This window comes from Peribacillus sp. NPDC096622, from assembly GCF_044762665.1.
Taxonomy (GTDB): Bacteria; Bacillota; Bacilli; order Bacillales; family DSM-1321; genus Peribacillus; species Peribacillus frigoritolerans_B.
Genome location: NZ_JBIWES010000018.1, coordinates 15,561 through 41,320, shown reverse-complemented (window position 1 = coordinate 41,320; position 25,760 = coordinate 15,561). Strand labels below are relative to the sequence as shown.

The following is a 25,760-nucleotide window of genomic DNA, read 5'->3' as shown; positions in this document are numbered from 1 at the left end:
AAGGCAGCGGCATTATTAAAAGCAGCCCTTCTAAATCACTGATTTCTTAATGAAACCTGTAACAAATTGGACAAAAAAGACCTTTCCTTGGAAAGGTCTACATGCCAATTGTTTTTGTTATCCATCCCTTATTCCATATCCTTGTTCACCGTATCCACTCTATATTCCATTATCTCCATCAACCCGCTTCTGCCTTCCTTTTGAATCCCTGTATCCTGAAACCCCGATTTCACATAAAGCGTTTTTGCAATCACGTTCATGATGTTCACTGCCAGAATGATCGAATCCTTGTTTGGAAAAATCCCTTTTACGAATTCCGGAAGGATTTGCAAGGCTTTCTTCGCAATCCCTTTTCCCTGATGTTTTTGATCAACAAGAAATCCCCGGAGCAATATCGCTTTTTTATCGCTGGTGAAAGGGGTGATGTTTTCGCCAATGTGTAAAACGAAAAAGCCAACTGGGATACCATCGGCCAATATTACGATAGGGTGCCTGTCGCAATCTTCCCGGCAATATTTCAGTGACTCTTCCGGCAGAGCTGAAAAAGGGGTTTGTGCATTCGGTAAATAAAACAGGGAAAGCTGGTGTAGATGTTCCGGTAAATAAGGCGTTAAAGTTATGGTCTCGATTTCCTTTTCCATTAAGCACACTCTCTTTCATCAATTATTGAATACAATAATGATTCGATGCCCCGTCCGATATTCCCTTCACAAACCGGAAGGAGCACTGCCGAATATATCGACAGTGCTCCTTCTGTATAATCAATGTGTATTTTCATTGATAGTCAGTGCTTCTCGTAAATTGATTTGCTGGCGGAGTATGTTGGCAACATCACGGGAAATTTGTCGTTTTTCAAACATATCCTGCACTTCGTCCCGTTCTGCCTGGATCGCTTTATAGAACAGCTCTCTTTCATATTCGGCCATTTTACTCGGGGTACGGCCTCTGTTTTCACGTTTGCATTTTAAAATCAACACTTTATACTCTTCTATGATCATCGAGGATGTCTTATGATTATCGGATGTAATTCCGGCTTGTATCTCTTGGATGGCAGCTTTATACATCCTGATTTTAAGATCCCGGACCTTTTCCAATCTCTCAAGATTGATTTTTCTTATTTTACTTTTGTCAGGGAAAAATAATTTTAAAAGCCTTAACATACTTCTTCTGAAAAGCGTTACTGACCTGAAAAAACGGAACTTCAGCCGATTTGTCACGGCACCTTCCATACGCTGGATGTATTCCTTGCATATATACGCCGTTTCCCGGTCCACTTTTTCATCCTTAATGAGTTTATCCAGGAATCTTTGCTCTGCTTCAAGGGCCTTGAAGCGAAGTTCCTTCTCTTCTTCTCTTAATGCAGCCGGTTCTTTCTCCTGTTCTACATAGGACAATTCATTGATCTTGGTACAATACCTGGAAATGATCGATAAAGCCGCTTCCCGGTTTTCATCTGTCATTTGGGACTCAACCACCCGAATGGCCGCTTGATGTGAGTGAATGGCAGCAGCTTTCGTTTTGTCAGCCTGCTTGTTCACCACTTCCTCTTCTTCCGACCGAGCCACGATTGGCAGGAATACACTCGCAACAATCAAGGTCAGCAATATGACACCTGCTGCAATGAAAATGATTAACGAACGCTCAGGAAAAGGACTTCCATCTGCCAACACATACGGAATCGAAAACGAACCCGCTAACGTTACAGCTCCGCGAACACCGGAAATGGTAATGATCCCGGCAGCTTTGAAGTCCGGTTTTTGGGCTCCCGCTTTTTTCGTCATCCAGCCAATCGACCAGGCAGCCGTAAGCCAAATGAAACGTAAAGCGAAAAGGAAAAGTGTAATGATCACGATATAAAGGATCACTTGTCCATTATTGAAGGCTGGGTCTTGAAAGATTGTTTTCGCAACGCTTGGGATTTGCAAGCCAAGCAAAACGAATACAAGGCCATTTAATACATATAAAATGACGGACCATGTACTCTTTGAAACGACTTGAAGTTCCACTGTTGGTGATATTTCCCGATCTCGTTCAATGGCATGGACTATTCCCCCAGCCACGACTGCCAAAATCCCAGAAAGGTGGAAATGTTCCACAGCGAGGAAAATAATAAAAGGAGTTAGGATTTGGATCAGCATATGCATCGTGACATCTTCCATCCCTAAACGGCGAAGAAATATACGAAGCCTGATAATGATGAAAGCTAGTATTGCTCCACCTACAAAGCCACCAGTTGCAATCCATATGAAACTGAAGGTTGCGTCGACTAAGGAGAAAACACCCGTGACTGTAGCAGCAACGGCAAACTTAAAGGCAACTAAACCTGAGGCGTCATTCATTAGCCCTTCGCCTTCGAGAAGGTGCATGATGCTCTTCGGCAATTTGACACGACTTGCCAAAGCGCTTACTGCCACTACATCCGTAGGTGACAAAATGGCTGCTAAAGCGAACGCTGCCGGCAATGGTATTGAAGGAATCATCCAATTAATTAAATATCCGCCTACCCAAACCGTTATGAATACGAGGCCCAGTGCAAGCATCAGAATGGGTGCCCTCAACTTCCATAGTGCTGTTCGGGGTACATTTTTACCATCATTGAATAATAGGGGTGCGATGAATAATAGCAAAAATAATTCCGTCTCCATCTCAACATGCATACCCAGGGGTAATAGTGCCAATATGACACCGAGTGCTATTTGTATTAATGGTACAGGTATAAAGGGTATAAAATGGTTAATTACATTAGACACTCCAATCAATATAAGAAGCGCTAATATAACAAGAAAAAACTCCATACAAACATCAAACTTCCTCTCTCATCCATAATCGTAACTATAAGCGTAACATACTTATACCCAGTCATTCATGCATTAACTATTCTAACCTGGAATCCCCCTGAATAATGATACCTTTTATAAAAGCGAAGGAGCTTAAGTCGTGCACGATGAACACCACCAATAAACTCCATCAACACAAGCTTGGGTAACCGCATAGAAAAAAGCTGATTGGCTAACCCATAATCAGCTTTTTGAATGAAATTGGCACTAAACGGCTCATTTAGTTCCCGGGACGAATAGACGAAGATGTTTATGCAGTACATTTGCCTGGAAAGGAAGAAGAATGCCTTCATCGCCATCGATATTGACTGCAAGTTCCTCTGATGTGGTTATATGGAGCTTGGATGTTTTAATATATTCAACTTCGTCATTCCCCATGATCTCCCCCCTGATCAAACTGGGAATGATTTTGACGATGAGAGGAAGAGATAAATCCTTGATGATGAACGTGTGCAGCTTTCCATCATTCACTTCCGCCTCTGGTGCGAGTTGTTCAAAGCCTCCGACAGAGTTAGTCATTGTTGCAATTAGTAAATGAGCCTCCCCCATCCACTTTCCGTGATCATGTTCAACCGTTAAAGGAAAAGGAGTCTTTTTAATGATCGCTTTTGCTCCTTCAATGAAATATGCAAAAGACCCAAGACGGGTTTTTTGTTCAATGGTAACATTATAGGTGGCCTCGGCGATTGCCCCTACCGCCAACACATTCATGAAGTAACGGTCATTGATCTTCCCTATGTCCGATTCCTTAATATGCATATCCTTCAATATCTCGATGGCTGCATTGGGATTCAGTGGTATTCCCAAAGACCTGGCGAAATCATTGATGGTTCCTAATGGAATGATCCCGAAGATAGGCCGATGCTGCTGCTCGCCCAAGCCATTCACTATCTCATTCACCGTTCCATCCCCACCCATGGAAATGACAGCATCTAATCTTTCTGCACAGGCCTCCTTTGCAAAACCCGTCGCATCCCCTTCTCCTTCCGTTTTACGAACGCATACCTCATCAAAAATTTCACCAAGTGCCTTTTCCGCTTTCGGCAAAATCTTCCCTGCCTTTTCCTTGCCTGAAGATGGATTGACGATAATCATCGCTTTCGACATATGCTACCTCCCATTATTGTACTTCTACTAGCAAGTTACCTCTTTACTGATGTATTAAAACCACACAGACAGAAACTTACATATAATCGCAGCCGCTCGAATTTTTCTGACATTTTAGAACAAGCTCTTTTATGTTACATTCATCGACTGTGAAATAGCATTCATTGATCATTGAACTTCCTGTTTCTCATCTGTTACATTAATGCCCATCTCAACACATCGAAAATTGTTTGTCTCTCTCACTCCCTCTTTGTTTTTTCGTTTTATAGAAAGCATTATTTCTTTGAATTCCTACTTACCTTGGAGAAAAATAAAAAAATAAACAGATGATAATTCCCTTTCCCATAGGGTTTTCACACTATGGGTGAAAAAAATTTTAAATTTTCTGTAAAATACCTATACAATTTCCAAATTCGGGTATATACTGTATTATAACAACAAACAAATAACAAAAACTGTACTATAAAGAGGGGGGCGAGACATGCAAGCAAATCAATCAGATTTACTCACAATCGATTCATTTAAACATTGCCCGGAATGTGGTGAAACACATGTGGACCAATCAGATGCCTATCTGATGGAATGCGATCGCTGCCTTTCCAAACGTGAAGAATAAAGCGATCGGAAAATATATCTAACAATAAAAGGAGGAAATCATCATGCAAATGAAAAAATCCATTGAGTTTTTTAACAATATCCCTGCTAAACATTGCCCCGAGTGCGGTGATCATATTATCGAGCATGCTGAATCCTACTTAATGGAATGTGACCGCTGCCTTTCCAGACGTGAAGACTGATTAAACCAAATCAAAAAGGAGGAACCATCATGCAAACTATAAATCCACTGGAATTCTTCAGGACACTTCCGCCTAAACAATGTACGGAGTGCGGGACCCATATCACTGAACAAGCTGAATCCTACTTAATGGAATGTGACCGCTGCCTTTCCAAACGCGAAGACTGATTAAAACCAAATCAAAAAGGAGGAACCATCATGCAAACTATAAATCCACTGGAATTCTTCAGGACACTGCCGCCTAAACAATGTACGGAGTGCGGGACCCATATCACTGAACAAGCTGAATCCTACTTGATGGAATGTGATCACTGCCTTTCCAAACGCGAAGACTGATTAAACCAAAATAAGGAGGATCATCATGCAAACCAAAAACCCATTGGAATTCTTCAGGACACTGCCGCTTAAACAATGTACGGAATGCGGGACCCATATCATTGAACAAGCTGAATCCTACCTCTTGGAATGTGATCGCTGCCTTTCCAAAAAAGATGAATATTAATAAAAGATGCTGACATCAAGGAGCTATATAGGCCATTTTGATGTCAGCATTAACCTTGTTATCTGCCTCCCTTTCCTTGCATTCAAAAAAGGATGTCCCCTGGACACCCTTCAGTCTTACTTATCTTTTTATCTCCCAATATATTTGTCTACATACTTCCCGCTGATCTTCCTGCTGCTGTATTGTAAGAAGTCCAATGCAAAAATCATGAATTCAAGGCCCAAACGTTTATCGGAACGCATAAAATCAGAACCTAGCAGTTTCTCCAATTTTTCAAGCCTGTGATATAACGTTTGCCGGACAATGAATAATTGTTTTGATGTTTCCTGTTTAGAACCGTTACAGGCAAGGTAGGTCTTCAGGGTAGGCATTAACTCCCCATTGTTTTGCTTGTCGTATTCAATGACAGGACCTAAATATTCATATACCGTTTCCTCTAGATTGCCATGTTTATTTATGAGCGAAATCATGCGATGCATATGTAAGTCCTGATAAAAGAAGCTCCTGTTATCCTCTGGTAATGTATCCTGAAGCAGCAAAGTCTCACGGGCCGTTTCATAACTTTTATAAATCTCACTTAACCTTTGAACATGCTTACCAAACCCAATGGAAAGCAGACCCATACGATTACGCCCGCTTACATCCATTTTCATGATTCGATCCACCGCGCTTGTAACCCTTGATTTCCAATCTTCGGATGAACGATTATCACCTAAAATAAAAACAAGATGCTGATGTATTTCAATGGAAAATATCTGAAAGCCGTACTGTTCAAAAACCGTTCTAAACATTATCTTAAAATAGGTTCCATCTAATTTTGCGGAATTTTTATTATACTTTGGGTGTTGTTTGCAAATGCAAACAATTCCGCCATCCAACTGCATTTTCGGATCAATATAGGAAAGCCTCTCCCGGATTGTTTCGTCACTATATTCACCTTCAATCCAATTTGTAAGCCATATACTTTCTTCCGACATTTTCTTTTCTTCTATATATAACTCCCTTAATAGATGCTGTGCCAATGCGGTAGCCGTTCGATCCAAGATCAGTGAATCAAAATCAGTCAACTCTCTGCCGTTGCTGCAAATGAGCAGTTCCGCATAATTTTCACCAAGCACTTGAATCGGCTGTCCAAGAACGGTTTTATCCAATTTCCGCTTCTCATCGTATATGTCCGCTACCATTTGATAGGTTGTTTTTTTCTTTATTTTTGGAATGCTGGCTATATTATTTTCATTAAAGATAAGAATAACCTGTACATTTAAATAACTGTGGAGAAATGTTAGAATTGGTTCATAATGGTCAATTTCGAGGAGATTTTTATTTAACTGCTGTGAGTAGTTTTCTAAGTTGGAGATCATTTGATATTGTTTATTGATGATAAGGGAATGTATATCCTGCGTGATTTCTACGAAAGGGACTTCTTCATGAAATAGGATGATAGGGAATTGCCGTTCATTTGCGAGATCGATGGCACATTGCGGCACTGCCATGGTGTTGGCGCCAACCTCTATACAGAGCCCAGCTGCATCACATTCTATTAACTGTCTTAAGTAGGATAGAAATGTGTCATCGCAGTCTTTCCACCCTAAACCGGTAGTCAGTATCAGTTCGTTTCCATTTAACAAATGGCTGATTTGGGTGACTTCCATGCAGTGGACCCACTTCACTTGACGCTTTATCCCACTGCTGCCTGCAATTATATCAGTCTGATTAAAATGCTTGCGTGTTAGAATTTCCTCGATTGTAATCGATGTATTCATCCAGCCACATCCTTTTATAAAACTGCTTTAAAATCTATTATAAACGGACAACCCTTAAATCTCCATACACTTGTCAGAAAATCTAACGTCAAAATTCTACAAAAAACTCGAACAAAAAGGACCCATTCGTGAGGAATAGGCCCGGTCCATAACCATTTCAATTCAACTTTTTTTTGAAAAGCAATGTAGAGAAGTATTTCCTTCCTTCCGGGGTTTTGATGTTCAATTGCTTCCATTCCTGCTTCGTTCCTTCAATCAGTTCAAAATCGAGAAAGGCTCCACTTAAACTTTCGGAAACCCGGGTGATTCGATATCCTCTTTCAAGCAAAAAATCGATTTGTTCCCTTTCTAAGCGATACTCTTGATATTCGGACATTTCCATTCCCCCTTTTTCAAACGTTCTCCTTGCCGGTCGAAGCTGTAAAAACCATCTCTTCCTCAAGTTCTGGACCTTTTCCGATTATCCAATCCCTTCCAACTGAAATGCCTAGATATTTCTCGTCGCTCGGATCAATGATTTCAGCTTGTTCATATCGCTTGAACCACCAATACTTAGCTAATATAAAATAACTTGCACCGCCAAGAAGAAAGCCAATAATAAACGAATAATTTGAAAAAATCGTGGCACCAATCCCTCCAATCACCCAAGAAATGATTCCTGCCCAATTCACTCCATTCAAGTACTTATACTGGCCTTCACTTTCATAGAGTTCTTGTACATTCACTCTCCGTTTACGAAGGAAATAGTAATCCGCTACCAGGATGCCGACAATGGATGCCAGGATTCCACCTATTATTAATAAAACTTCTATTATGATGCCGAAAAGGCTCCATGGCTGAACTACTATCCCAATAACCCCCGCTACGACGACCCCCGCCCAAAATGGCATTTTAGGACCCAAGACATTGGAGAAAATGGTAGCTGCGGGAATGACATTGGCCGTAGTATTCGTCGACCATTGAGCAAATACGATCATGATCAAAAGGACGCCGAGGGCAATTCCACTTGCTGATCCCTGTATGGCAACTACAGGATCATAATTGGAAACAGCCATATAAGAAACCGCTCCGATAATCACCATGAACGTCTGGGTGATGGGATAGGTGATAATATTCCCAATTATTTGCCCCTTATTGCGCTTGAACCAATTTTTTTCATTTTTTGGTGCCTTTATATAGCGGGAAAGCGTGGGCATATCTGCAGTCAACGTGCCCCAAAATCCCATATTTGCCATTATGACGACCATGAAAGCCGTGGCGGCTGCCCCGCCAGTGACCGGGCTTTCAATCCAGGACCATACATCCCTTCCTTGGGCCACAGCCTGATCGGATAGGGTGAAATACATCCAGCCAGAAATTAAAATGATGACGGGCGCCGCCAAGTCGGCGAATCGTTCAATCGACTTTATTCCCATTGCCGTGTTGACTAATTGTAAAACGGCAAAAATGAGGAAGCAGATAAACCAATTATCAAAGTCAAAAAGAGTTGTGAAGATCGCGTTCATTGCAGTGGCTCCAAAGTAAGTATTGAGGCCGAACCAGCATGACGCTACAAAACCGCGTACAACCGAAGGGATGTGGGTGCCAATCGTACCGAACGGCGCCCTCATATAGACTGGGAATGATATTCCATGCTCAACACCAATATCCCCTGTCATTGTCATCAAAAAGCCGAGAACCACACAGGCAATGACCGTTGCAAGAACGACCCAGCCTAAGGATAAACTTTGAACACCGTTCCCACCGATCGCGAAGGCAGCCAATACTACAGCCATGCCCACCCAAATGAAACCAAATCCGGCTGCACTTATGTTTTTCTCACTATGAGGTATAGGCAGCAAATCGGGAGACTTTAAATAATCTTTCTTCTCACTCATAAAAATCCCCCTAAATTAATTTGCAAGATTCCTTACCGAAGTTAGACTGTAAGCTTTTTCCCGGTATCCGGCTTCAGCGCCGCATTATATTTTGCCCGTTTCAGGAATTGTCCTTTTCCAGCTTCACCTACAAATTGTTTGTCTTTAATGACGAATTGACCTCGCGATAAAACCGAAACCGGTTCACCCGTAATTTCCATACCTTCAAACGCATTATAATCCACAGCCATGTGATGAGTATCTGCAGAAATGGCCCTTTCAACTTTCGGGTCAAAAATGACTATATCAGCATCTGAACCTACTGCAATCGTCCCTTTCTTAGGGAATAATCCAAATAGTTTGGCAGCGCGCGTAGAGGTCATGTCGACGAATTGATTCAAGGTAATTCGCTCTTTCATGACCCCTTCAGAAAAGAGGATACTCATGCGATCCTCAATCGTTGGGCCGCCGTTCGGTATTTTCGTGAAATCTTCACGTCCAAGTTCCTTCTGTCCCTTAAAATCAAAAGAGCATTGATCGGAGCCGATCGTTTGCAGCTGCCCCATTTTCAAAGCATTCCATAGCACTTCCTGGTTTTTCTTCTCCCTTAACGGCGGGGACCATACATACTTTGATCCTTCGAAATGGGGCTTTTCAAGATAAGACTGGTCAAGAACCAAATATTGCGGACAAGTCTCACCCCAAATATCCACCCCTTTATTTCTTGCCTCAGTGATCTTTTCAACCGCATCTTCACAGGTGACATGAACGACATAGAGCTGGCCATTTGCCATTTCCGTCAGTTTAGCTGCACGTCCAGTTGCTTCCCCTTCAAGCTCCGGAGGCCTTGTTAATGCATGGTAAATTGGATCGGTGTTACCTTCAGCAAGCGCCTGCTTTGTAAGATAATCGATGACATCACCATTTTCAGCATGAACCATGACAAGTGCGCCAAGTTCCTTTGCTTGCAACAAAGTGCGGTATAGTGTGGCATCATCAGCTTGAAAAACATTCTTGTAAGCCATGAACACTTTAAAGGAAGAAATCCCTTCGTTATCGATGATACTTGGCAACTCAGCCAATACATCATCATTAATCTCACTGATCATTAAATGAAAACCATAATCTATGGCCGCTTTTTCATTGGCCTTTTCATGCCATGTTTCAATTGCTTTCTTTAACGGCACCCCTTTTTCGGTCAGGCAAAAATCGATGATCGTTGTCGTGCCTCCATATGCAGCAGCGATTGTACCCGTTTCATAATCATCCTTTGTCGTTGTCCCGCCAAACGGCATATCGAGATGGGTATGCGGATCAATGCCCCCCGGAAAAATATATGCGCCTTTTGCATCAATGATTTCAGCTCCCTCAGCCGGCAGGTCCTTGCCAATCATTGCAATCTTCTCATTTTCAATCAATATATCCGCTTGATACGTATCTGCAGCCGTTGCAATCATTCCATTTTTAATGATTTTCTTCATATTCGACCCCTCCATCATTTTACGAAATCAACACTTTCACTGCTTATGCCCCCAAGGAGCGATTGGCGTTCATTCCAAGTCATTGGCGGTAATTCATTTGTCAATTCGATCATATTGATCGCCCCATCTACCGGACAGACGATCGAGCAAAGATTACAGCCCACGCAATCCTCTTCGCGCACTCTCAAGTAGGAGCTGCCTGACGCGTCCTTTAACATATCTATACATTGATGAGATGTATCTTCACACGCAATATGGCATTTATTGCAGTTAATGCACACATCATTATCAATGCGTGCAACGACCTTATAATTAAGGTCTAAATTCCCCCAGTCGGAATAGCGCGGTACGGACTTACCGACAATATCCATCACGGAGGAAACCCCTTTTTCATCAAGGTAATTGGACAAACCATCGATCAAGTCTTCTACTATTCTAAAACCGTGATGCATGGCAGCCGTACAAATTTGCACTCCAGTCGAACCCATCAATAAAAATTCCACCGTATCCTGCCAATTTGAAATGCCGCCAATTCCCGAAATGGGAACATTGATCATTTTATTCCTTGCACACTCTGCCACCATATTCAAAGCAATCGGCTTCACGGCGGGACCGCAATACCCTCCGTGAGCACCCTTTCCGCCTACATGGGGAATCGTATTCCATGAATGGATATCCACTCCTGCCAAGCTGTTGATCGTATTGATCATGCTTATTGCATCCGCTCCGCCGCGCACCGCCGCTTCAGCCGTAACCGTAATGTCGGTTATATTGGGTGTAAGCTTGACGATGACGGGTTTGGATGCAGCTTCCTTCGCCCAGTATGTTTGCTTTTCCACTAGTTCGGGAACCTGTCCCGAAGCAGCTCCCATCCCACGTTCTGCCATACCGTGCGGGCAGCCAAAGTTCAACTCGTAACCATCGACCCCTACATCTTCTATACGCTTGATGATCTCATGCCACTTTTCCTGTTGTGGCTCCACCATCACCGATGCAATGATTGCATGATCAGGGAACCTCTTCTTCGTTTCATATATTTCTTTCAGATTCACTTCAAGCGGACGATCCGTAATCAATTCTATATTGTTGAACCCGGCAACTCTTTGTCCATTAAAACTGACCGCTGCAAAACGTGATGAGACATTCAGGATGGGATCACCCAATGTCTTCCAAACAGCTCCCCCCCATCCAGCTTCAAATGCGCGCTGAACTTGATAACCCGAATTAGTAGGTGGTGCTGAAGCAAGCCAAAAAGGATTGGGAGATTTAATACCTGCAAGATCAATTGATAAATCAGCCATGATAAGCCTCCTATTTTTCATAGTTATTTAAGCAATATCCACCGCTTCGCCCATCAAAATCGAGTCAATTTCATAGGCTGTCTTCTTCCCTTGCTGGGCAGCTGAAACAACCATTGCCTCACCTTGGCCTTTTCCGAAGATCACGTCACCGCACGCAAAGATCTTTTCATTCGATGTCCTGTAGGAATCACCCTCCAATGTTACGACGCCATCATCATGTTGAATGCCGAACTGTTCAATCAATCCTACATACCTGGATTGGCCTATGGCACGAATGACCCCATCGACCGGTATGACGAACTCTGATCCGGTAATTTGGACTGGACGGCGCCGGCCATCTTCACCAGCCTCGCTAAGCACCATCTTTACGCACTCGATACCCGTAACCTGACCGCTTTCATCCGATAGGATCCTGGAGGGGGCAGTCAGCCAGTGAAACCCGACACCTTCTTGTTTGGCAAACTCATATTCAAAATCATAGGCAGTCATTTCCTTTTGGGTACGACGATAAATAATGCTCACCTGTTCGGCGCCCAGGCGAACAGAACAGGTCGCGGCATCGATCGCCGTGTTTCCAGCCCCAATTACCGCCATCTTCTTCCCAATGAATTTATCAGTGATTGCCCCTGTTTTCGTTGCCTTTACGAAATCGATTGCATCATAAACTTCAGCCAAATCCTCCCCTTCAATCCCAAGCTTTGGAACATCGGACATGCCGATCGCTAAAATGACCGCATCATAGTCGGCAGTCAGCTGATTTGCGGAAACGTCCACCCCGACCCGTGTATTCGTTTTAATATCAACATCCAAACTCTTTACTTGTTCAACTTCCCAATAAGAAATGCTCTGAGGTAAACGGAACGATACAATTCCGTAAGTATTTAATCCGCCTGGATTCTTTTCAGCTTCGAAAATGGTTACACTGTAGCCAAGCAAGGCTAACTCCCTTGCTGCAGACAAACCCGCCGGACCGCTTCCTACAATGGCAACTTTTTTGCCATTCTTCTTCCCGGCCTTGAATAGGGCTTGTTTATTTTGGATGGCCCAATCTGTGGAATAACGCTGGAGATTGCCAATCATGATCGGCTTTGTAGAATGGTTCAGGACACATGCCCCCTCACATAACTCTTCAGTCGGACATACCCGCGCGCAGCTGGCACCGACAGGATTGGCCGTCATGATTGTCTTGGCCGACCCTTTAAAATTACCTGAAGCTATCTTCTTAATAAAACCAGGAATATCTATTCCGGTCGGACAGGCTTGGATACATGGGGCATCATAGCAGTATAAACATCGATTCGATTCTTCCAAAGCTTCCCTTGGGGATAAACCCCTCTCCGCTTCCTGAAAGTTAATCTCTAGACCACCTTTTAACGGGCTCGTCATACTCATCCACTATTTCTCCTTCCAAACATTTATTTTCGAAAAATAAAAAGGGAGGAATTGCATGCATTAACTCTACTGTCCTCATATTTAAACGATTGAAAGCATTGCCAATATGGTTTCCATCAATTTTTTCACCTAACAAGTCATGGCGATTTCCCAGCCAAAAATCTCTCATTTTGTTCATTATTTTCTATCATTCTCTCACTGGTCACGCCTCGGTCCCTGCTTCCTTCTAACACAAAGAGCCCCCCCTACTAATCTTAAAAACCCAAATCCTGATGATAAATCTGAGAATTGAGTATTCTTTATTTTATAATGTTGAAATGCAAGTTACATTATACAAAGTGTAAAGTGTTTCCAGATGCTAAATATGCAATATGTAATATTCATGTTATATTTCCTAACAATAAGTGATAAACATCGTCATTTTTCTACATTCAAACTTACTCTTCATCATACTTACCGATATTCTTTAGATGATTTGTTCCGAAAACCTACTTATCAACACTTTGTCCACATAACAAAAAGCCCAGAAACGCAAATCTTGGTTTCCTGGGTCTTTTCACTCTTATCCACAACTTATTCACATATTATACGGCATTATTCTCTTTGTTTTTGCAGAACAGAGGCATTTCACCAGAAGTTATCCACATTAACGAATCGACTTTTCCACTTATCAACAAACCGTTAACAAATTATCAACAGGCAGGTTCATTCCGGATGAATAACGTATCGTTTATATTTCTCATAATCCGTTCTCTTGCACTCAAGCTTTATTCGATATCCGATTTCCTCATATTCCGTTTCCGTTATGTGACCATTTTCATTGAAATAAGAAACCAGCTGCCCTTGATCAAATGGAATCAGCATTTCACAGTGAGTATAGTCGACAAAAATATGCTTGCGAATTTGATCTATCAATTCTTCGATGCCAACTTTGTTTTTTGCTGACATATATACAGAGCCACGATTCACCTGAGGGATATCCAAATCGGTAAGGTCCGCTTTATTATAGGCAAAAATCGTCGGAATCCCTTTAATCCCTATCTCGTTTAAAGTCTTTTCCGTTATCTCCATTTGCTGCTCATGATTAGGATTGGAAAAATCGACAACATGGATCAACAGATCCGCTTCTACCACTTCTTCTAATGTGGATCGGAATGCTTTCACTAGATGATGCGGCAATTTAGACACAAATCCCACCGTATCCGTCAATAAAAATTCCTTTTTATCCGGCAGCGGAATGTTTCGGACGGACGTCTCAAGCGTAGCGAACAGCATATCCTTCTCCAACACCTGCTTCTCGGCATTTGGATGGAACATCTCAATCAGTGCATTCATGATCGAAGATTTACCTGCATTGGTATAACCGACTAAGGATACGACAGGGATGGCATTCTTTTTCCGCTGTTTCCTCTGCGTTTGCCTATGTGCAACAAGTTCTTCCAGTTCTTTATTCAAAACACTTATATTTTCCTCGATTCTCCTGCGGTCAAGCTCTAACTGCTTTTCACCTGCACCTTTGTTTGTACCGACCCCGCCACTCTGACGCCCTAATGACTCCCTTAAACCAACGAGACGCGGGAGCATATACTGCAGCTTTGCCACTTCTACCTGAAGCTGTGCTTCCTTTGTTTTCGCCCGATGCGCGAAGATATCCAGAATCAAGATTGTCCGGTCGATCACCTTGCAATCCATATCCCTCTCCAGATTACGAAGTTGCGAAGGGGAAAGCTGATCATTAAAAATGACGACATTAGCTTCTTTATGCTCAACGAGATTTTTTACTTCCTCGATCTTCCCGGTACCGATTAAATGTGATGAGTTCACCCGATGCAAATTCTGTGTGATGGTCCCTGCAACCTCTACCTCACATGCTTCCGTTAAATTGGCCAATTCCTCCATTGAATACTCAAAATCCTTTTGACCGTTGAGATTGACTCCAACCAAGATTGCCCTCTGCTGTAATTCCATCATTTCAAATCCCTTCCGTACATACCTTACTCCCTATATTATACTTAAACAAACCTATCATACTGCCTAAAACAGCCACATTGTAGCATACCAGGCATCACTTGCATAACGATTCCTGCCCTTTAATAAAATTAAACAAAAAAATAACAGGATCGATTAATTTTTTTCAAAGTTTCACATGAAACAATTGGAAATCTATAAATAAAAGCTCCCTGGTGCACCTTAAGATGCACCAGGGAGCCCATATTATTCTACTCTTTTATTCTCAATAACCTAAGACTGTTCAATGTAACTAATAACGTCGCACCCATGTCGGCAAAAATCGCCATCCAAAGTGTTAACCAGCCCGGCGCTATCAATAATAAGGCCAGGATTTTAATCACCAATGAAAACGTGATGTTCTGCTTAATGATTTTTAATGTTTTACGGCTTAAGCGGATAGTATAAGGCAGCTTCGATAAGTCATCACCCATTAAGGCAATATCGGCTGTTTCAAGGGCCGTATCAGTGCCCGCCCCGCCCATTGCGATTCCTACCGTGGAAGCGGCCAAAGCCGGGGCATCATTGACACCATCGCCTACCATGGCCACTCGATCGTATTTTTGTTTCCATCGTTTGATGATGGTCAATTTATCCTGCGGCAATAGCTCCGCCTCAATCTCATGAACGCCAGCTGCCGCTCCAATTGCTTTTGCCGTTCCGATATTATCGCCAGTCAGCATGATCGTTTTTTCAATGCCCAAAGCATGCAGTTTCCGAATCGCTTCCTTACTGCTTTCCCTTATTTCATCAGATACCGCGATGAGTGCCAGAAGCTTCACTTGATCGCCAAGCAGCATCACCGTTTTCCCTGTATTTTGATAGCCGCTGATTAATTTAAGCACATCATCAGAGAAAACCATACCTGCCTCTTCTTCAAAAAGGTGGGGTTTACCAATGTAATAGATTCCTTGATTGATTTTCCCTTTTATGCCTTTACCGGTGATCGCAGTAAAATCCTCCACCAATAAAGAATGATAGTCCACATCGTGGTTTTCCGCCTTTTGAAGAATGGCCGTGGCAAGGGGGTGCTGTGATCTGCTTTCTAAAGCAGCAGCGATAGCCAGCACGGCCTGTTCATTCAACACATCAGATAACACCATGAAATCAGTCACTTCAGGTACGCCCTTTGTTAAAGTACCCGTTTTATCAAACGCGATCGCCTTTAAGGCTCCTGCTTCCTCCAAATGGACCCCGCCTTTAATCAGCACACCATGTTTGGCAGCATTTCCGATTGCTGTCACGATGGCGATGGGCGTTGAAATGACCAAAGCACAAGGACAGCCGACAACCAGTACAGCCAATCCCCGGTAAATCCATTCACTCCAATCCCCGTCCATCACAATCGGGGGTAATACGGCAATGGCCAAGGCAATGAGCATGATGGCCGGCGTATAGAATTTTGCGAATTTATCCACGAAGGCTTGGGAAGGGGCCTTTTCGGCCTGTGCTTCTTCAACAAGGTGGATGATTTTTGCAATCGTCGTATCTTCGACTCGCTTCGTGACCTCCACTTCGAGCAGCCCTTCACCATTTAAGGTTCCGGCAAACACTTCACCATCAACCGTTTTAAAAACCGGCTCGGATTCCCCAGTAATGGCTGCTTGATTAAGTGTCGAGGCCCCATTCATGATCAGGCCATCCATTGCAAGCTTTTGACCCGGTTTAACGATCATGATGTCGCCCACTACAATCTCATCAACAGCAACCATCATTTCGTGATGCCCTCTACGGATCAAGGCTTCTTTAGGTGCGATGTTCATTAATGATTCGATGGAATTACGGGCTTTATCCATTGAATATTTTTCCAGTGCCTCACTTATCGCAAATAGGATGACGACGGTCGCCCCCTCTCCCCATTCACCAAGCACGGCCGCTCCGATGATGGCAACCGTCATAAGGGTGTGCATATCAAAGCGAAGCCTTACAAGGTTTTTCAATCCACTGACAAATAATGAATATCCCCCAACTATGATTGCTGCCGCATAACCGATTACCGGCATGATGCTTCCATCAGCATATCGATTATCCAATATCCAGCTGACCAGCAATAGGATAACCGAAAACACCACTTTAATATTTTCTTTTTGCTTCCAAAATGGTTCCTTTTGCGTTACCTGTTCCTGTTCACCGCGGATCTTCAGGTTATCGAAAGCTCCCGCCTTTTCAATCTCTTCAATGGTAGCGCTGCCCTGTACCGAAATCTTCGAGGCCCCAAAGTTGATTTTGGCATCCTTCACACCCTCTAGTTCACGGACATTGTTCTCGAATTTAGCCGCACAATTCGTGCAGGATAGACCCTGGATACGATATGTTTTCATTGGGGACTCAGCCATCGACCCTTACCTCCTGCTGATGTTCTAATGCAATGAGAATCAATTGCTTAATATGGTGATCATCCAAAGAATAAAAAGCCAACTTTCCTTCTTTTCGGTATTTTACGATTGCATGTTTATATAGGGTACGAAGATGATGTGACGTTGTCGCCATCGAAGCACCAATGATATTGGCCAGATCGCACACACACAATTCCTCGTCCGTACAGAGCGCATAAGCTATCTTCGCCCTATTTTCATCGCCTATAACTTTAAACAGCTTCGACATGCTGGATATATCCACCTGGCCCATTTCCTCTTGAATGCGATTGACCTTCACTTCATCATGCAGGTGAACATCACATATATCTTTCAGTTCCGTCATCTTCTCACACCCTTCATTCAAATCTTCGTTTGATTATAATATAACATAATACCCTGAATATTCAAATCCATATTTGAATGTATGGGAATCTTTTCTCCTTCCTCCAAGTTAGTGAAAGCGCCCTTATGTCTTTATATGTGGGCCATCGTTTTTTTGTTTCCCTTTTTGAACAAAATGGTCATGCTGTTCTCTTCCCTAATCTTCAGGCAAAAAAAAGAAGGGACATAAATTCCTTTACGCCCCTTCAATCCGATGATTTCAGTAATTACCTTTCGTTACCTTGATAAGTATAATATAATTAATTTAGTATTTTTTAGAAAAACTATGATATACTTAGTCAAACCTTTTTAAGCGTTTTACTTTACTTGTACCATTTACCCTGCTTTTCGTTTAGCGGGGTTTTTTGTTATGTATTTTCATAAAACAAAAAAAGCCGGACCCTATAACAAGGATCCGCCTTTTTTTGTTATTGAAATTATGCTTTTTGAACGTTAGAAGCTTGAGGTCCGCGTTGACCTTGTTCTACTTCAAAAGTAACTTCTTGGCCTTCGTCTAAAGATTTGAAACCTTCGCTTTGGATAGCTGAGAAATGTACGAATACGTCGTCTCCGTTTTCGCGTTCGATGAATCCAAAACCTTTTTCTGCGTTAAACCATTTTACTTTACCTTGTTCCATTGTTGTTGCCTCCTAGTGCATCTAAGCACAATGTATTACTATCCTTGCTCTAAGTCATCATCGAAAACGAAAAGTAGTACTTTTAGTATCCTTAGTACCGAACAAAAATAATTAAGACTAAGCATAACATTAAATGGTAGCGATTGCAAATAGTTTGGGGAAACTTTTTTCCAGCAATTTTTAATACTCTCTAAATTCGATAAAAAAACAGTAACCAAAGTGGCTATCTATTACAGCCCTCGGCCAACATGAACACTCACATGCATGCATGCATTCATCCAAACAAAAACCGCATACAAAGTTAAAGAGGTTTCAGACTGTAGACAAACTCGATATCATTTAAGATTGCTATATTTTTTTGAGGGAGTGTAAAACGGAGCATTGCCTCCAGGCAATCTCTTTTTGCGGAAGGTCCGCCCTCGGCGCCCTTAGCACCAGTGGGATCTTCCCCGCAGGAGCCTCGAACACCCGCTCCACTCAACTATGTTTCAGATAGAACCCCTACAAAAACCTCTCGAAAACAAAGTTAATGAGAAGTTTTTGCAGATGTTTATATATTTCATTTTTCGGTAATGAACTTTTCTACCATTTCTTCTAAAATGGCCGATTCTTTTGCTAAATCTTCATTTTGGTCCTTCAATCCAGTCATTATGGTATTTTGTTGAATTGCAGCTGCCGAGATTTGCTCAGTTGTCGCGACTCCTTCTTCTGAAATCGCCGCAATTTCTTGAATGGATGCCAGGCTTTCGTCCGAAGACTCATTGATTTTTTTCGAATGGACGGCCAATTGTTCTGTGCCTTTCAGCAATTTCCCTACGGATTCGAATATCTTATTGAAAATCTCGCCATTGTTTTCCACTAAGGAAACACCATTTAGTATATCCTGAAAACTCTCGTCATTATTTTGAATGACTTTGGCTGTTTGTTCATTAATCCGCATAATGGATTCTGAAATGATATCGATGGATTCATCTGTTTGCACAGCCAATTTTTGCACCTCTTGAGCGACTACGGCAAAACCTCTTCCGGCATCGCCCGCCCGTGCCGCTTCAATGGAAGCATTCAGGGACAGCAGGTTCGTTTGGGAAGCAATTACCCTTATTAAACCAATCACTTCATTTATCTTCACTACATCCTCTTCCAGGCTTACCAAATTGGCTTTATTCGCTTGGCCGTTTTCCATGATTTTATCCATCTGGTTCGTTACATCTTGCACTTGTTTACTTCCTTGTTCTGCAAGTGTATTCGCATGCATCGTAAATTCATTCATTTCATTCGTTTGCTCGTTCATTAAACGGATCGTATCCGTTAAGTCACTGATCATATTGGAAATTCGGTCAATATGATGGGCACGTTCTTCCGAGGCTTTTGCTTCTTCCGTTGTCCCCGTCACTATCTGGCCATAGGATTCCACCATCTCTTCAAAGGATCGCTGAATGGAAACCGTCGTTTGATTCATCGTTTGAGCGTGTTCACGGACATTCTGGATAATATGGGCCAAACTTAATCTCATATCTTCGAATCCATTTGACAGATCGCCAATCTCATCCTGTCTGCTAACGGGAATCGACTTACTTAAGTCCCCTTTTGCCATTTCATTCGTGTAACCAACGAGTTCATTGACGGGTCCCGAGATCTTTTTCCCGATGACAACGGCGCATAGCACACCTAATATAACGGCACTTGCAAGAAATAAGATATTATAGAATATCATTGTGCTTTTCAATTCATCAATGAATTTTGCATCCATATCGATTCCGACAATCGCGTCCGTTCCTTCGATTGGCGTAAAGTACGACTTGTGTGTACCCCACTTATCTTTATATATTTCACTTAAGACGTCTTCATTTCCATTTATCGATTTTGCCTGTTCCGGTGTGAAGGGGGATTCCACCATATAGTCATCGCTGCCGCTCAAGGCTACAATCATGTCGGCATCATTCTCCCGCTTCAAAACATAAACATATTCAATTCCCTTTTTATCTTCAACAAAGGCATCCAGTTTCCGCTTAATCTCTTCGCCCCGTTCGGAAGCATTGTTTATCAAAGTGGGATTGAGGCTCGCTGCTAAACTGTGGGCATTTTCAGAAAGTCGATCATCGAATTGCGGAAGGACGTTCTCATTGATCATTTTATTAGTAATATAGGAAAAGCAAAGGCCCATGGCCCCTGCGAAGATCACGAAAGGAATAATATAAAACAAAAATAGTTTTGCCAATAAAGATTTTTTAGGATTCAGCTTCGAAAATCTCATTTTCATGCCCCCCTTAGTTGAAAACCAGGTGTTTTATTGTCAAATATGGTATTAAATCCAAATGAAGCAATTGGAGGTTTTTATTCAAATCCTCACTTCTATAAAAGATGATTGCCATGCTACGGTCTTTTTGAAAAGGAAGCTGCCTATATTCCAAAACATGTTCGAATTCATGACGAAGTCCATCATGATCAATACGTGCAACATCTTCCAGACTTATTTCCAGTGGGACCTCTGCAAAGAAAAAGCTATATATTCGATCGTCCATCTCTTCCAATATCCGATTCCAATCGGGTTTCGTTCCTGAAAAATAGTGTTCATACATATTCATTCCATAGGCATGGTAACCTAGATCCGTTGTACCCGCTCCTGCAAAACGCAGGGGATTGATTTCAATGGGTATCACCCGGTTTCCCTTTTTGCGAATTTCAAAGTGTACAGGATAATTCCTAAGCGGAAGGACCGTTTGGATATTCTTCATGAACTTCAGTGCTTCATGATAGATTTCATTAATGGCCAACTTCGAAGTATAATAAATTCGATCGGAAGTATCGTAATCATCCTTGAATAACCGTTTGAAGACATTCAAAATGACCGGTTCACCATCTTGATTGTAATAACCGTCAATGGCATACTCTTCACCCTGAATCCACTCTTCTATTAAAACGGTCTGGGAACCGACCACTTCTGAATCATATAATCCATCCGAATGAAGTAAATCCGCTTTAAGCTGGTTCACGGCTATATCCCAATCCTGCTCATTCTTGACTTTGTGCACCCCTACACTGGAATAGCCAATATTGGGTTTGATAACTACCGGATACGGTATTTGATTTTTATCCAGGTCACTTATTATGGATAAATCGATATTTTGGAAATAAAAATCAGGATATAAAGATTTCGTCAAATTTCGCACCTGACTCTTATCCTTCAATAACTTTGACCATATGTATTCATTGCTATTCGGTTGAAAATGACCTAATAGTGTTATGCCATTTTCAGAGTTTGTAAGAATTCTTTTGTCCTTTTCCATGGACTTGAAAAATTCTGTATCCTTTTGAATGTTTAACTTTTCTGATGTTAATGTGTCTCCCCATTGCCCTTGTTCCAATACTGGAATTTGCTGTTCCTCTAACACCTTTAGAAGAATTGGCGACACAATGGACTCATTCAAAATAATCATTTTTTCCACCTAACTTATACTGTTTTTTGTATCTCCATATTTAATCGGTTAAAAGCGGTAAGTATTTAGCTTATATAGGTATTTATTATTAAAAATCAATTCAAAAACAAGATATAACTATATCTTTTTACCTATAACCCCTAGTCTTGAGATCCTTACACATATTCCTTCACTCTTACTGTTAACCATCGAATATTTATTTTTCTTGTATCTTCATGAAAAAAAACCGACACTATTTTAAATGTCCGCCATATTTTTTCAAATTTATCCTCCAGAAAAGGTTCACCAGTAGTTTCGTGGAATAATTAAGACTAGTTCATATTCAATTCATAACTTCTTTATATACTTCTCTGTAATGAAGATCGAGAAAGGATGTATTTACATATGTCAGAAGCAAAAAAACAAAAAGGATGGCGCCAGTTCGTTCGATTGGTTCAACAAACGAAGCCTTCTAAACTAATGATAGGGATTGCATTAGCATTAAGCCTAGGCACTACAGGTGTAGCTTTATTAGTCCCATTATTCACAAAAAATCTAATCAATGATTTTTCAGTCAGTTCACTAAGCACTGAAAGGATCATGCTCCTCGTTCTTGCCATCATTGTTCAAGCATTGGCCAGTGGATTTTCCATCTATTTATTGAACCGGATCGGACAATCTGTAGTGGCGGGCATCCGCGATCAACTATGGAAAAAATTACTCGTATTACCCGTGAGTTATTTTGATGAACATCCTTCGGGAGAAACAGTCAGCAGAATGACAAATGATACAACTGTAGTGAAGGGATTAATCTCTGAACATCTCTCTAATTTCGTTACAGGAATCATTTCCATCATAGGCTCCATGATCGTGTTATTCGTACTGGATTGGAAAATGACATTATTGATGTTCACTGCAATTCCACTCTCTGTTTTGATATTAATGCCGCTAGGGAAAAAAATGCATAAAATATCAAAAGGGATGCAGGACGAGACAGCAAGCTTCACCGCAGTCCTTCAGCAGGTTCTAACGGAAATACGCCTTGTTAAAGCATCTAATGCTGAAGCTTTGGAATATCAAAATGGCAAAAAAGGAATCCAGAAATTATTTCAATTCGGATTAAAAGAGGCAAAAATCCAAGCGTTGATTGCGCCGCTAATGAGTTTTATCATGATGGCATTACTCGTGCTGATTTTAGGATATGGGGGGATGCGCGTTTCTTCAGGAGCCCTGACAGCCGGAGCTCTGGTTGCATTCATCATGTACCTTTTCCAAATAATCATGCCAATGGCTCAATTAGCCAGTTTCTTTACTCAATTCCAAAAAGCAACGGGTGCAACAGAGCGCATCATTTCCATTCTGGATTCAGTAGAGGAAGAAGATGCGAAGCAGCCCGTTCAAAATATGAGTCAATCTATCAGCGTGGATCACCTGAACTATAGTTACAATAATGGAGAACAGGTACTTAAAGATCTAAGCTTTAACGTTGAAGCCGGAAAGGTCACTGCAATTGTCGGCCCAAGCGGCAGCGGAAAAACGACCCTTTTTTCATTATTCGAGCGTTTCTACAAACCACAGCAAGGGTCAATATCCATAGGCGGGAAATCCATAAATGATTTCACACTCCATTCATGGAGAAGCCAGATTGGATATGTTTCACAAGAAAGCCCTATTGTATCAGGTACAATTCGAGATAATATTTGTTATGGCATCGATCGGGATATAACAGATGAAGAATTAAATCAAGTGGCTAAAATGGCGTATGCAGATCAGTTCATTTCTGAGCTTCCGAACGGATATGATACAGAGGTTGGTGAAAGGGGCATGAAATTATCAGGCGGCCAAAGACAAAGAATTGCAATCGCTCGTGCATTTTTAAGAAACCCCAAAATATTAATGCTTGATGAAGCTACTTCAAGCCTGGACAGCAAATCTGAAAAAGTGGTTCAACAGGCATTAAATGATTTAATGAAAGGCAGAACAACAATAGTTATCGCCCACCGCCTATCGACCGTTATCGGTTCAGATCAAATCATCTTCCTTGAAAAAGGGAAAATTACAGGCAGCGGAACACATAAAGAGCTATATAATACGCACTCATTATATCGCGAATTTGCCCAACAGCAGTTGCACAAAGTTGAACTGGCCTAGTTCACCGAAAGGAAAGAAAAAGGATGACAAAAATATTGATAGTCGATGATGATGCACATATTCGCGAACTTATAAACCTGTTGTTAAGAAAAGAAGGCTTTGATCTATATGAAGCCTCAGATGGAATGCAGGCATTGAAAGTAATGGAAAAAGTGAAAATCGATTTGGCAGTCATCGATATTATGATGCCTAACATGGATGGATGGCAATTATGCAAAGAATTACGGGAATTTAGTGATATCCCCATTTTAATGCTGACTGCAAAAGGGGAAACAACACAAAAAGTAAAAGGATTCGGGCTTGGGGCAGATGATTATCTTGTAAAGCCATTTGAACCGATTGAATTGGTTCTTAGAATAAAGGCTTTATTAAAACGGTATAAAATCACTATTTCACAAACATTAAATATCGGCGATTTAAAGATGAATCGCAACACGCATGAAATGTCATTCAAAGAACAGGAATATACGATTCCATTAAAAGAATTCGAATTGTTGTTTAAATTAGCAAGCTATCCTGGAAAAACTTTTTCCAGGGAAGATCTTATCGAAGACATTTGGGGCTATGATTATGAAGGTGATGAACGAACTATCGATGTTCATATTAAAAGAGTGAGAGAACGGTTTCCAGAATCGTCATTCCCCTTCCGGATTAAAACGATCTGGGGATTGGGCTACCGTTTGGAGATAACGAAATGAGAGGCAATCGATTTTTCAAACAAATGCTTGTCATGCTGTTTTTTGTTACGTTCATTTCAATTTGCTTTACCGCCGGATACTATATCATTCAGCTATTGCCCTTAAGGTTAACCGATTATGTTCGGTATCTGGCTACAATCGTGACAAGCATCGCAATCATGATATTAATTGGTCACCTTATACATGCTATCCATCACAATAAACGGGTGAATATTTACCTCGAGATCATAGACGCCTTAAGGAAAATAGCAAATGGCGATTATAATGTACAACTGGATTTTAATTTTATGGACAAGAGAAACGAAATGACCGATATCATTAACCACTTCAATCACATGGCCAAACAATTGAAGCAAATGGAAGAAATGCGGCAGGAATTCATCTCTAACGTCTCACATGAAATACAGTCGCCCCTTACCTCCATTGTAGGCTTTGCCCAAGCTCTTCAATTTAATAAGCTGACAACCGAAGAACGAAATCATTATCTTCATATAATAGAGACAGAGAGCAGGAGATTATCCAAATTAAGTGATAACCTCCTAAAGCTTACATCCCTTGAATCCGAGCATCATCCTTTTGAAAGGACTGATTTCCGGCTGGATCAGCAAATACGAACCATCATTTTGGCTTGTGAACCCGCTTGGTTGGAAAAAGAACTCGAATTGGATATAACCTTAGATAAGATTCCAATAGTTGCAGACCAGGATTTAATGAGCCAGGTATGGACAAATTTAATACACAATAGCATCAAATTCACCCGCCAGCGTGGAAAGATCACGATTCTGTTACAACAGGTTGATGACCTGGCATCCATAACGATATCCGACAATGGAATCGGCATTTCCGAAACCGACCAGTTCCATATATTCGAGCGATTCTATAAAGCCGACCTGGCAAGGGAACGCTCAAAAAGCGGGAGCGGTTTAGGTCTATCGATCGTGAAAAGGATTATAGAGATGCATGAAGGGACCATATCCGTGAATAGCGAACTCGAAAAGGGAACGACCTTCACCATTCTGCTTCCTATTTCGTGAAGGATTTTGTGATTTTATAGTAAAATCTAGTAATAAAAAACAG

At 41.6% G+C, this 25,760-nt stretch carries 23 protein-coding genes; 8 read left to right on the top strand and 15 right to left on the bottom strand.

Annotation, left to right across the window (positions count from 1 at the left end; genetic code table 11):
• Positions 1-128 precede the first annotated feature (128 nt).
• The 3 genes from ACIQYG_RS22725 to ACIQYG_RS22715 form a co-directional block, all read right to left on the bottom strand.
• Positions 129-641, bottom strand: coding sequence for a GNAT family N-acetyltransferase (locus ACIQYG_RS22725; RefSeq protein WP_402842802.1), 513 nt, complete (start codon positions 639-641; stop codon positions 129-131).
• A 120-nt stretch (positions 642-761) separates the two neighbouring features.
• A complete protein-coding gene (locus ACIQYG_RS22720; RefSeq protein WP_402842799.1) occupies positions 762-2,795 on the bottom strand; it encodes a Na+/H+ antiporter in 2,034 nt (677 codons plus the stop codon).
• Positions 2,796-3,053: 258 nt separating this feature from the next.
• The gene (locus ACIQYG_RS22715) at positions 3,054-3,944 is read right to left on the bottom strand and encodes a diacylglycerol/lipid kinase family protein (protein ID WP_402842797.1); all 891 of its coding nucleotides are present in this window, start codon (positions 3,942-3,944) and stop codon (positions 3,054-3,056) included.
• Between the two features lie 481 nt (positions 3,945-4,425).
• Here ACIQYG_RS22715 and yhfH (ACIQYG_RS22710) point away from each other — a divergent pair, with 481 nt between their 5' ends.
• From yhfH (ACIQYG_RS22710) to yhfH (ACIQYG_RS22690), 5 genes are read left to right on the top strand one after another with little or no spacing between them, the layout of a single operon-like run.
• Positions 4,426-4,560, top strand: a complete 135-nt coding sequence (yhfH, locus tag ACIQYG_RS22710; RefSeq protein WP_402842794.1) for a protein YhfH — start codon at positions 4,426-4,428, stop codon at positions 4,558-4,560.
• 43 nt (positions 4,561-4,603) lie between these two features.
• Positions 4,604-4,741 (top strand): protein YhfH, encoded by a 138-nt coding sequence (gene yhfH, locus ACIQYG_RS22705; protein ID WP_082162914.1) that lies wholly within the window; start codon positions 4,604-4,606, stop codon positions 4,739-4,741.
• Positions 4,742-4,770: 29 nt separating this feature from the next.
• On the top strand, positions 4,771-4,908 hold the full coding sequence (gene yhfH, locus ACIQYG_RS22700; protein WP_095395041.1) for a protein YhfH: 138 nt from the start codon (positions 4,771-4,773) through the stop codon (positions 4,906-4,908).
• Positions 4,909-4,938: 30 nt separating this feature from the next.
• A complete protein-coding gene (gene yhfH / locus ACIQYG_RS22695; RefSeq protein WP_082196596.1) occupies positions 4,939-5,076 on the top strand; it encodes a protein YhfH in 138 nt (45 codons plus the stop codon).
• A 25-nt stretch (positions 5,077-5,101) separates the two neighbouring features.
• Positions 5,102-5,242 (top strand): protein YhfH, encoded by a 141-nt coding sequence (yhfH, locus tag ACIQYG_RS22690; RefSeq protein ID WP_402842789.1) that lies wholly within the window; start codon positions 5,102-5,104, stop codon positions 5,240-5,242.
• Between the two features lie 128 nt (positions 5,243-5,370).
• Here yhfH (ACIQYG_RS22690) and ACIQYG_RS22685 read toward each other — a convergent pair whose 3' ends face one another.
• The 12 genes from ACIQYG_RS22685 to ACIQYG_RS22630 all read right to left on the bottom strand — a co-directional run bounded on the left by ACIQYG_RS22685 (position 5,371) and on the right by ACIQYG_RS22630 (position 21,855).
• Positions 5,371-7,005 (bottom strand): PucR family transcriptional regulator, encoded by a 1,635-nt coding sequence (locus tag ACIQYG_RS22685; RefSeq protein ID WP_402842786.1) that lies wholly within the window; start codon positions 7,003-7,005, stop codon positions 5,371-5,373.
• Positions 7,006-7,162: 157 nt separating this feature from the next.
• Positions 7,163-7,381, bottom strand: a complete 219-nt coding sequence (locus ACIQYG_RS22680) for a hypothetical protein (RefSeq protein WP_034304894.1) — start codon at positions 7,379-7,381, stop codon at positions 7,163-7,165.
• 16 nt (positions 7,382-7,397) lie between these two features.
• Positions 7,398-8,882 (bottom strand): NCS1 family transporter, encoded by a 1,485-nt coding sequence (locus ACIQYG_RS22675; RefSeq protein WP_402842782.1) that lies wholly within the window; start codon positions 8,880-8,882, stop codon positions 7,398-7,400.
• A 41-nt stretch (positions 8,883-8,923) separates the two neighbouring features.
• On the bottom strand, positions 8,924-10,342 hold the full coding sequence (gene hydA / locus ACIQYG_RS22670; RefSeq protein WP_402842779.1) for a dihydropyrimidinase: 1,419 nt from the start codon (positions 10,340-10,342) through the stop codon (positions 8,924-8,926).
• Between the two features lie 14 nt (positions 10,343-10,356).
• A complete protein-coding gene (preA, locus tag ACIQYG_RS22665) occupies positions 10,357-11,643 on the bottom strand; it encodes an NAD-dependent dihydropyrimidine dehydrogenase subunit PreA (protein WP_402842777.1) in 1,287 nt (428 codons plus the stop codon).
• Positions 11,644-11,670: 27 nt separating this feature from the next.
• A complete protein-coding gene (locus ACIQYG_RS22660; protein ID WP_402842878.1) occupies positions 11,671-13,029 on the bottom strand; it encodes an NAD(P)-dependent oxidoreductase in 1,359 nt (452 codons plus the stop codon).
• Between the two features lie 711 nt (positions 13,030-13,740).
• A complete protein-coding gene (hflX, locus tag ACIQYG_RS22655) occupies positions 13,741-15,006 on the bottom strand; it encodes a GTPase HflX (protein WP_402842774.1) in 1,266 nt (421 codons plus the stop codon).
• Between the two features lie 248 nt (positions 15,007-15,254).
• A complete protein-coding gene (locus ACIQYG_RS22650) occupies positions 15,255-17,378 on the bottom strand; it encodes a heavy metal translocating P-type ATPase (protein ID WP_402842771.1) in 2,124 nt (707 codons plus the stop codon).
• Complete coding sequence (locus ACIQYG_RS22645) at positions 17,371-17,742, bottom strand: ArsR/SmtB family transcription factor (RefSeq protein ID WP_053537069.1); 372 nt, start codon at positions 17,740-17,742, stop codon at positions 17,371-17,373. The genes ACIQYG_RS22650 and ACIQYG_RS22645 overlap by 8 nt, the downstream gene beginning before the upstream one ends.
• Before the next feature lie 475 nt (positions 17,743-18,217).
• A complete protein-coding gene (locus tag ACIQYG_RS22640) occupies positions 18,218-18,418 on the bottom strand; it encodes a cold-shock protein (protein ID WP_034304915.1) in 201 nt (66 codons plus the stop codon).
• A 559-nt stretch (positions 18,419-18,977) separates the two neighbouring features.
• The gene (locus tag ACIQYG_RS22635; protein WP_402842767.1) at positions 18,978-20,672 is read right to left on the bottom strand and encodes a methyl-accepting chemotaxis protein; all 1,695 of its coding nucleotides are present in this window, start codon (positions 20,670-20,672) and stop codon (positions 18,978-18,980) included.
• Positions 20,673-20,685: 13 nt separating this feature from the next.
• Positions 20,686-21,855, bottom strand: coding sequence for an ATP-grasp domain-containing protein (locus ACIQYG_RS22630; protein ID WP_402842764.1), 1,170 nt, complete (start codon positions 21,853-21,855; stop codon positions 20,686-20,688).
• Positions 21,856-22,227: 372 nt separating this feature from the next.
• Here ACIQYG_RS22630 and ACIQYG_RS22625 point away from each other — a divergent pair, with 372 nt between their 5' ends.
• The 3 genes from ACIQYG_RS22625 to ACIQYG_RS22615 are packed head-to-tail and all read left to right on the top strand — an operon-like array spanning position 22,228 to position 25,717.
• Complete coding sequence (locus ACIQYG_RS22625; protein ID WP_402842761.1) at positions 22,228-23,985, top strand: ABC transporter ATP-binding protein; 1,758 nt, start codon at positions 22,228-22,230, stop codon at positions 23,983-23,985.
• Positions 23,986-24,008: 23 nt separating this feature from the next.
• The gene (locus tag ACIQYG_RS22620) at positions 24,009-24,683 is read left to right on the top strand and encodes a response regulator (protein ID WP_402842757.1); all 675 of its coding nucleotides are present in this window, start codon (positions 24,009-24,011) and stop codon (positions 24,681-24,683) included.
• A complete protein-coding gene (locus tag ACIQYG_RS22615; RefSeq protein WP_402842755.1) occupies positions 24,680-25,717 on the top strand; it encodes an ATP-binding protein in 1,038 nt (345 codons plus the stop codon). The genes ACIQYG_RS22620 and ACIQYG_RS22615 overlap by 4 nt, the downstream gene beginning before the upstream one ends.
• Positions 25,718-25,760 lie beyond the last annotated feature (43 nt).

Excerpts from the sequence above, each read along its gene's own strand:
- ACIQYG_RS22645 (WP_053537069.1), bottom strand. The coding sequence starts at position 17,742 with ATGACGGAACTGAAAGATATATGTGATGTTCACCTGCATGATGAAGTG.
- ACIQYG_RS22615 (WP_402842755.1), top strand. The coding sequence starts at position 24,680 with ATGAGAGGCAATCGATTTTTCAAACAAATGCTTGTCATGCTGTTTTTT.
- ACIQYG_RS22640 (WP_034304915.1), bottom strand. The coding sequence starts at position 18,418 with ATGGAACAAGGTAAAGTAAAATGGTTTAACGCAGAAAAAGGTTTTGGA.
- ACIQYG_RS22725 (WP_402842802.1), bottom strand. The coding sequence starts at position 641 with ATGGAAAAGGAAATCGAGACCATAACTTTAACGCCTTATTTACCGGAA.
- ACIQYG_RS22715 (WP_402842797.1), bottom strand. The coding sequence starts at position 3,944 with ATGTCGAAAGCGATGATTATCGTCAATCCATCTTCAGGCAAGGAAAAG.
- ACIQYG_RS22625 (WP_402842761.1), top strand. The coding sequence starts at position 22,228 with ATGTATTTACATATGTCAGAAGCAAAAAAACAAAAAGGATGGCGCCAG.
- hydA (WP_402842779.1), bottom strand. The coding sequence starts at position 10,342 with ATGAAGAAAATCATTAAAAATGGAATGATTGCAACGGCTGCAGATACG.
- ACIQYG_RS22630 (WP_402842764.1), bottom strand. The coding sequence starts at position 21,855 with ATGATTATTTTGAATGAGTCCATTGTGTCGCCAATTCTTCTAAAGGTG.
- yhfH (WP_082196596.1), top strand. The coding sequence starts at position 4,939 with ATGCAAACTATAAATCCACTGGAATTCTTCAGGACACTGCCGCCTAAA.
- ACIQYG_RS22675 (WP_402842782.1), bottom strand. The coding sequence starts at position 8,882 with ATGAGTGAGAAGAAAGATTATTTAAAGTCTCCCGATTTGCTGCCTATA.
- ACIQYG_RS22720 (WP_402842799.1), bottom strand. The coding sequence starts at position 2,795 with ATGGAGTTTTTTCTTGTTATATTAGCGCTTCTTATATTGATTGGAGTG.
- yhfH (WP_402842794.1), top strand. The coding sequence starts at position 4,426 with ATGCAAGCAAATCAATCAGATTTACTCACAATCGATTCATTTAAACAT.
- ACIQYG_RS22635 (WP_402842767.1), bottom strand. The coding sequence starts at position 20,672 with ATGAGATTTTCGAAGCTGAATCCTAAAAAATCTTTATTGGCAAAACTA.
- ACIQYG_RS22620 (WP_402842757.1), top strand. The coding sequence starts at position 24,009 with ATGACAAAAATATTGATAGTCGATGATGATGCACATATTCGCGAACTT.
- ACIQYG_RS22650 (WP_402842771.1), bottom strand. The coding sequence starts at position 17,378 with ATGGCTGAGTCCCCAATGAAAACATATCGTATCCAGGGTCTATCCTGC.
- hflX (WP_402842774.1), bottom strand. The coding sequence starts at position 15,006 with ATGATGGAATTACAGCAGAGGGCAATCTTGGTTGGAGTCAATCTCAAC.
- yhfH (WP_402842789.1), top strand. The coding sequence starts at position 5,102 with ATGCAAACCAAAAACCCATTGGAATTCTTCAGGACACTGCCGCTTAAA.
- yhfH (WP_082162914.1), top strand. The coding sequence starts at position 4,604 with ATGCAAATGAAAAAATCCATTGAGTTTTTTAACAATATCCCTGCTAAA.
- preA (WP_402842777.1), bottom strand. The coding sequence starts at position 11,643 with ATGGCTGATTTATCAATTGATCTTGCAGGTATTAAATCTCCCAATCCT.
- ACIQYG_RS22680 (WP_034304894.1), bottom strand. The coding sequence starts at position 7,381 with ATGTCCGAATATCAAGAGTATCGCTTAGAAAGGGAACAAATCGATTTT.
- ACIQYG_RS22660 (WP_402842878.1), bottom strand. The coding sequence starts at position 13,029 with ATGACGAGCCCGTTAAAAGGTGGTCTAGAGATTAACTTTCAGGAAGCG.
- yhfH (WP_095395041.1), top strand. The coding sequence starts at position 4,771 with ATGCAAACTATAAATCCACTGGAATTCTTCAGGACACTTCCGCCTAAA.
- ACIQYG_RS22685 (WP_402842786.1), bottom strand. The coding sequence starts at position 7,005 with ATGAATACATCGATTACAATCGAGGAAATTCTAACACGCAAGCATTTT.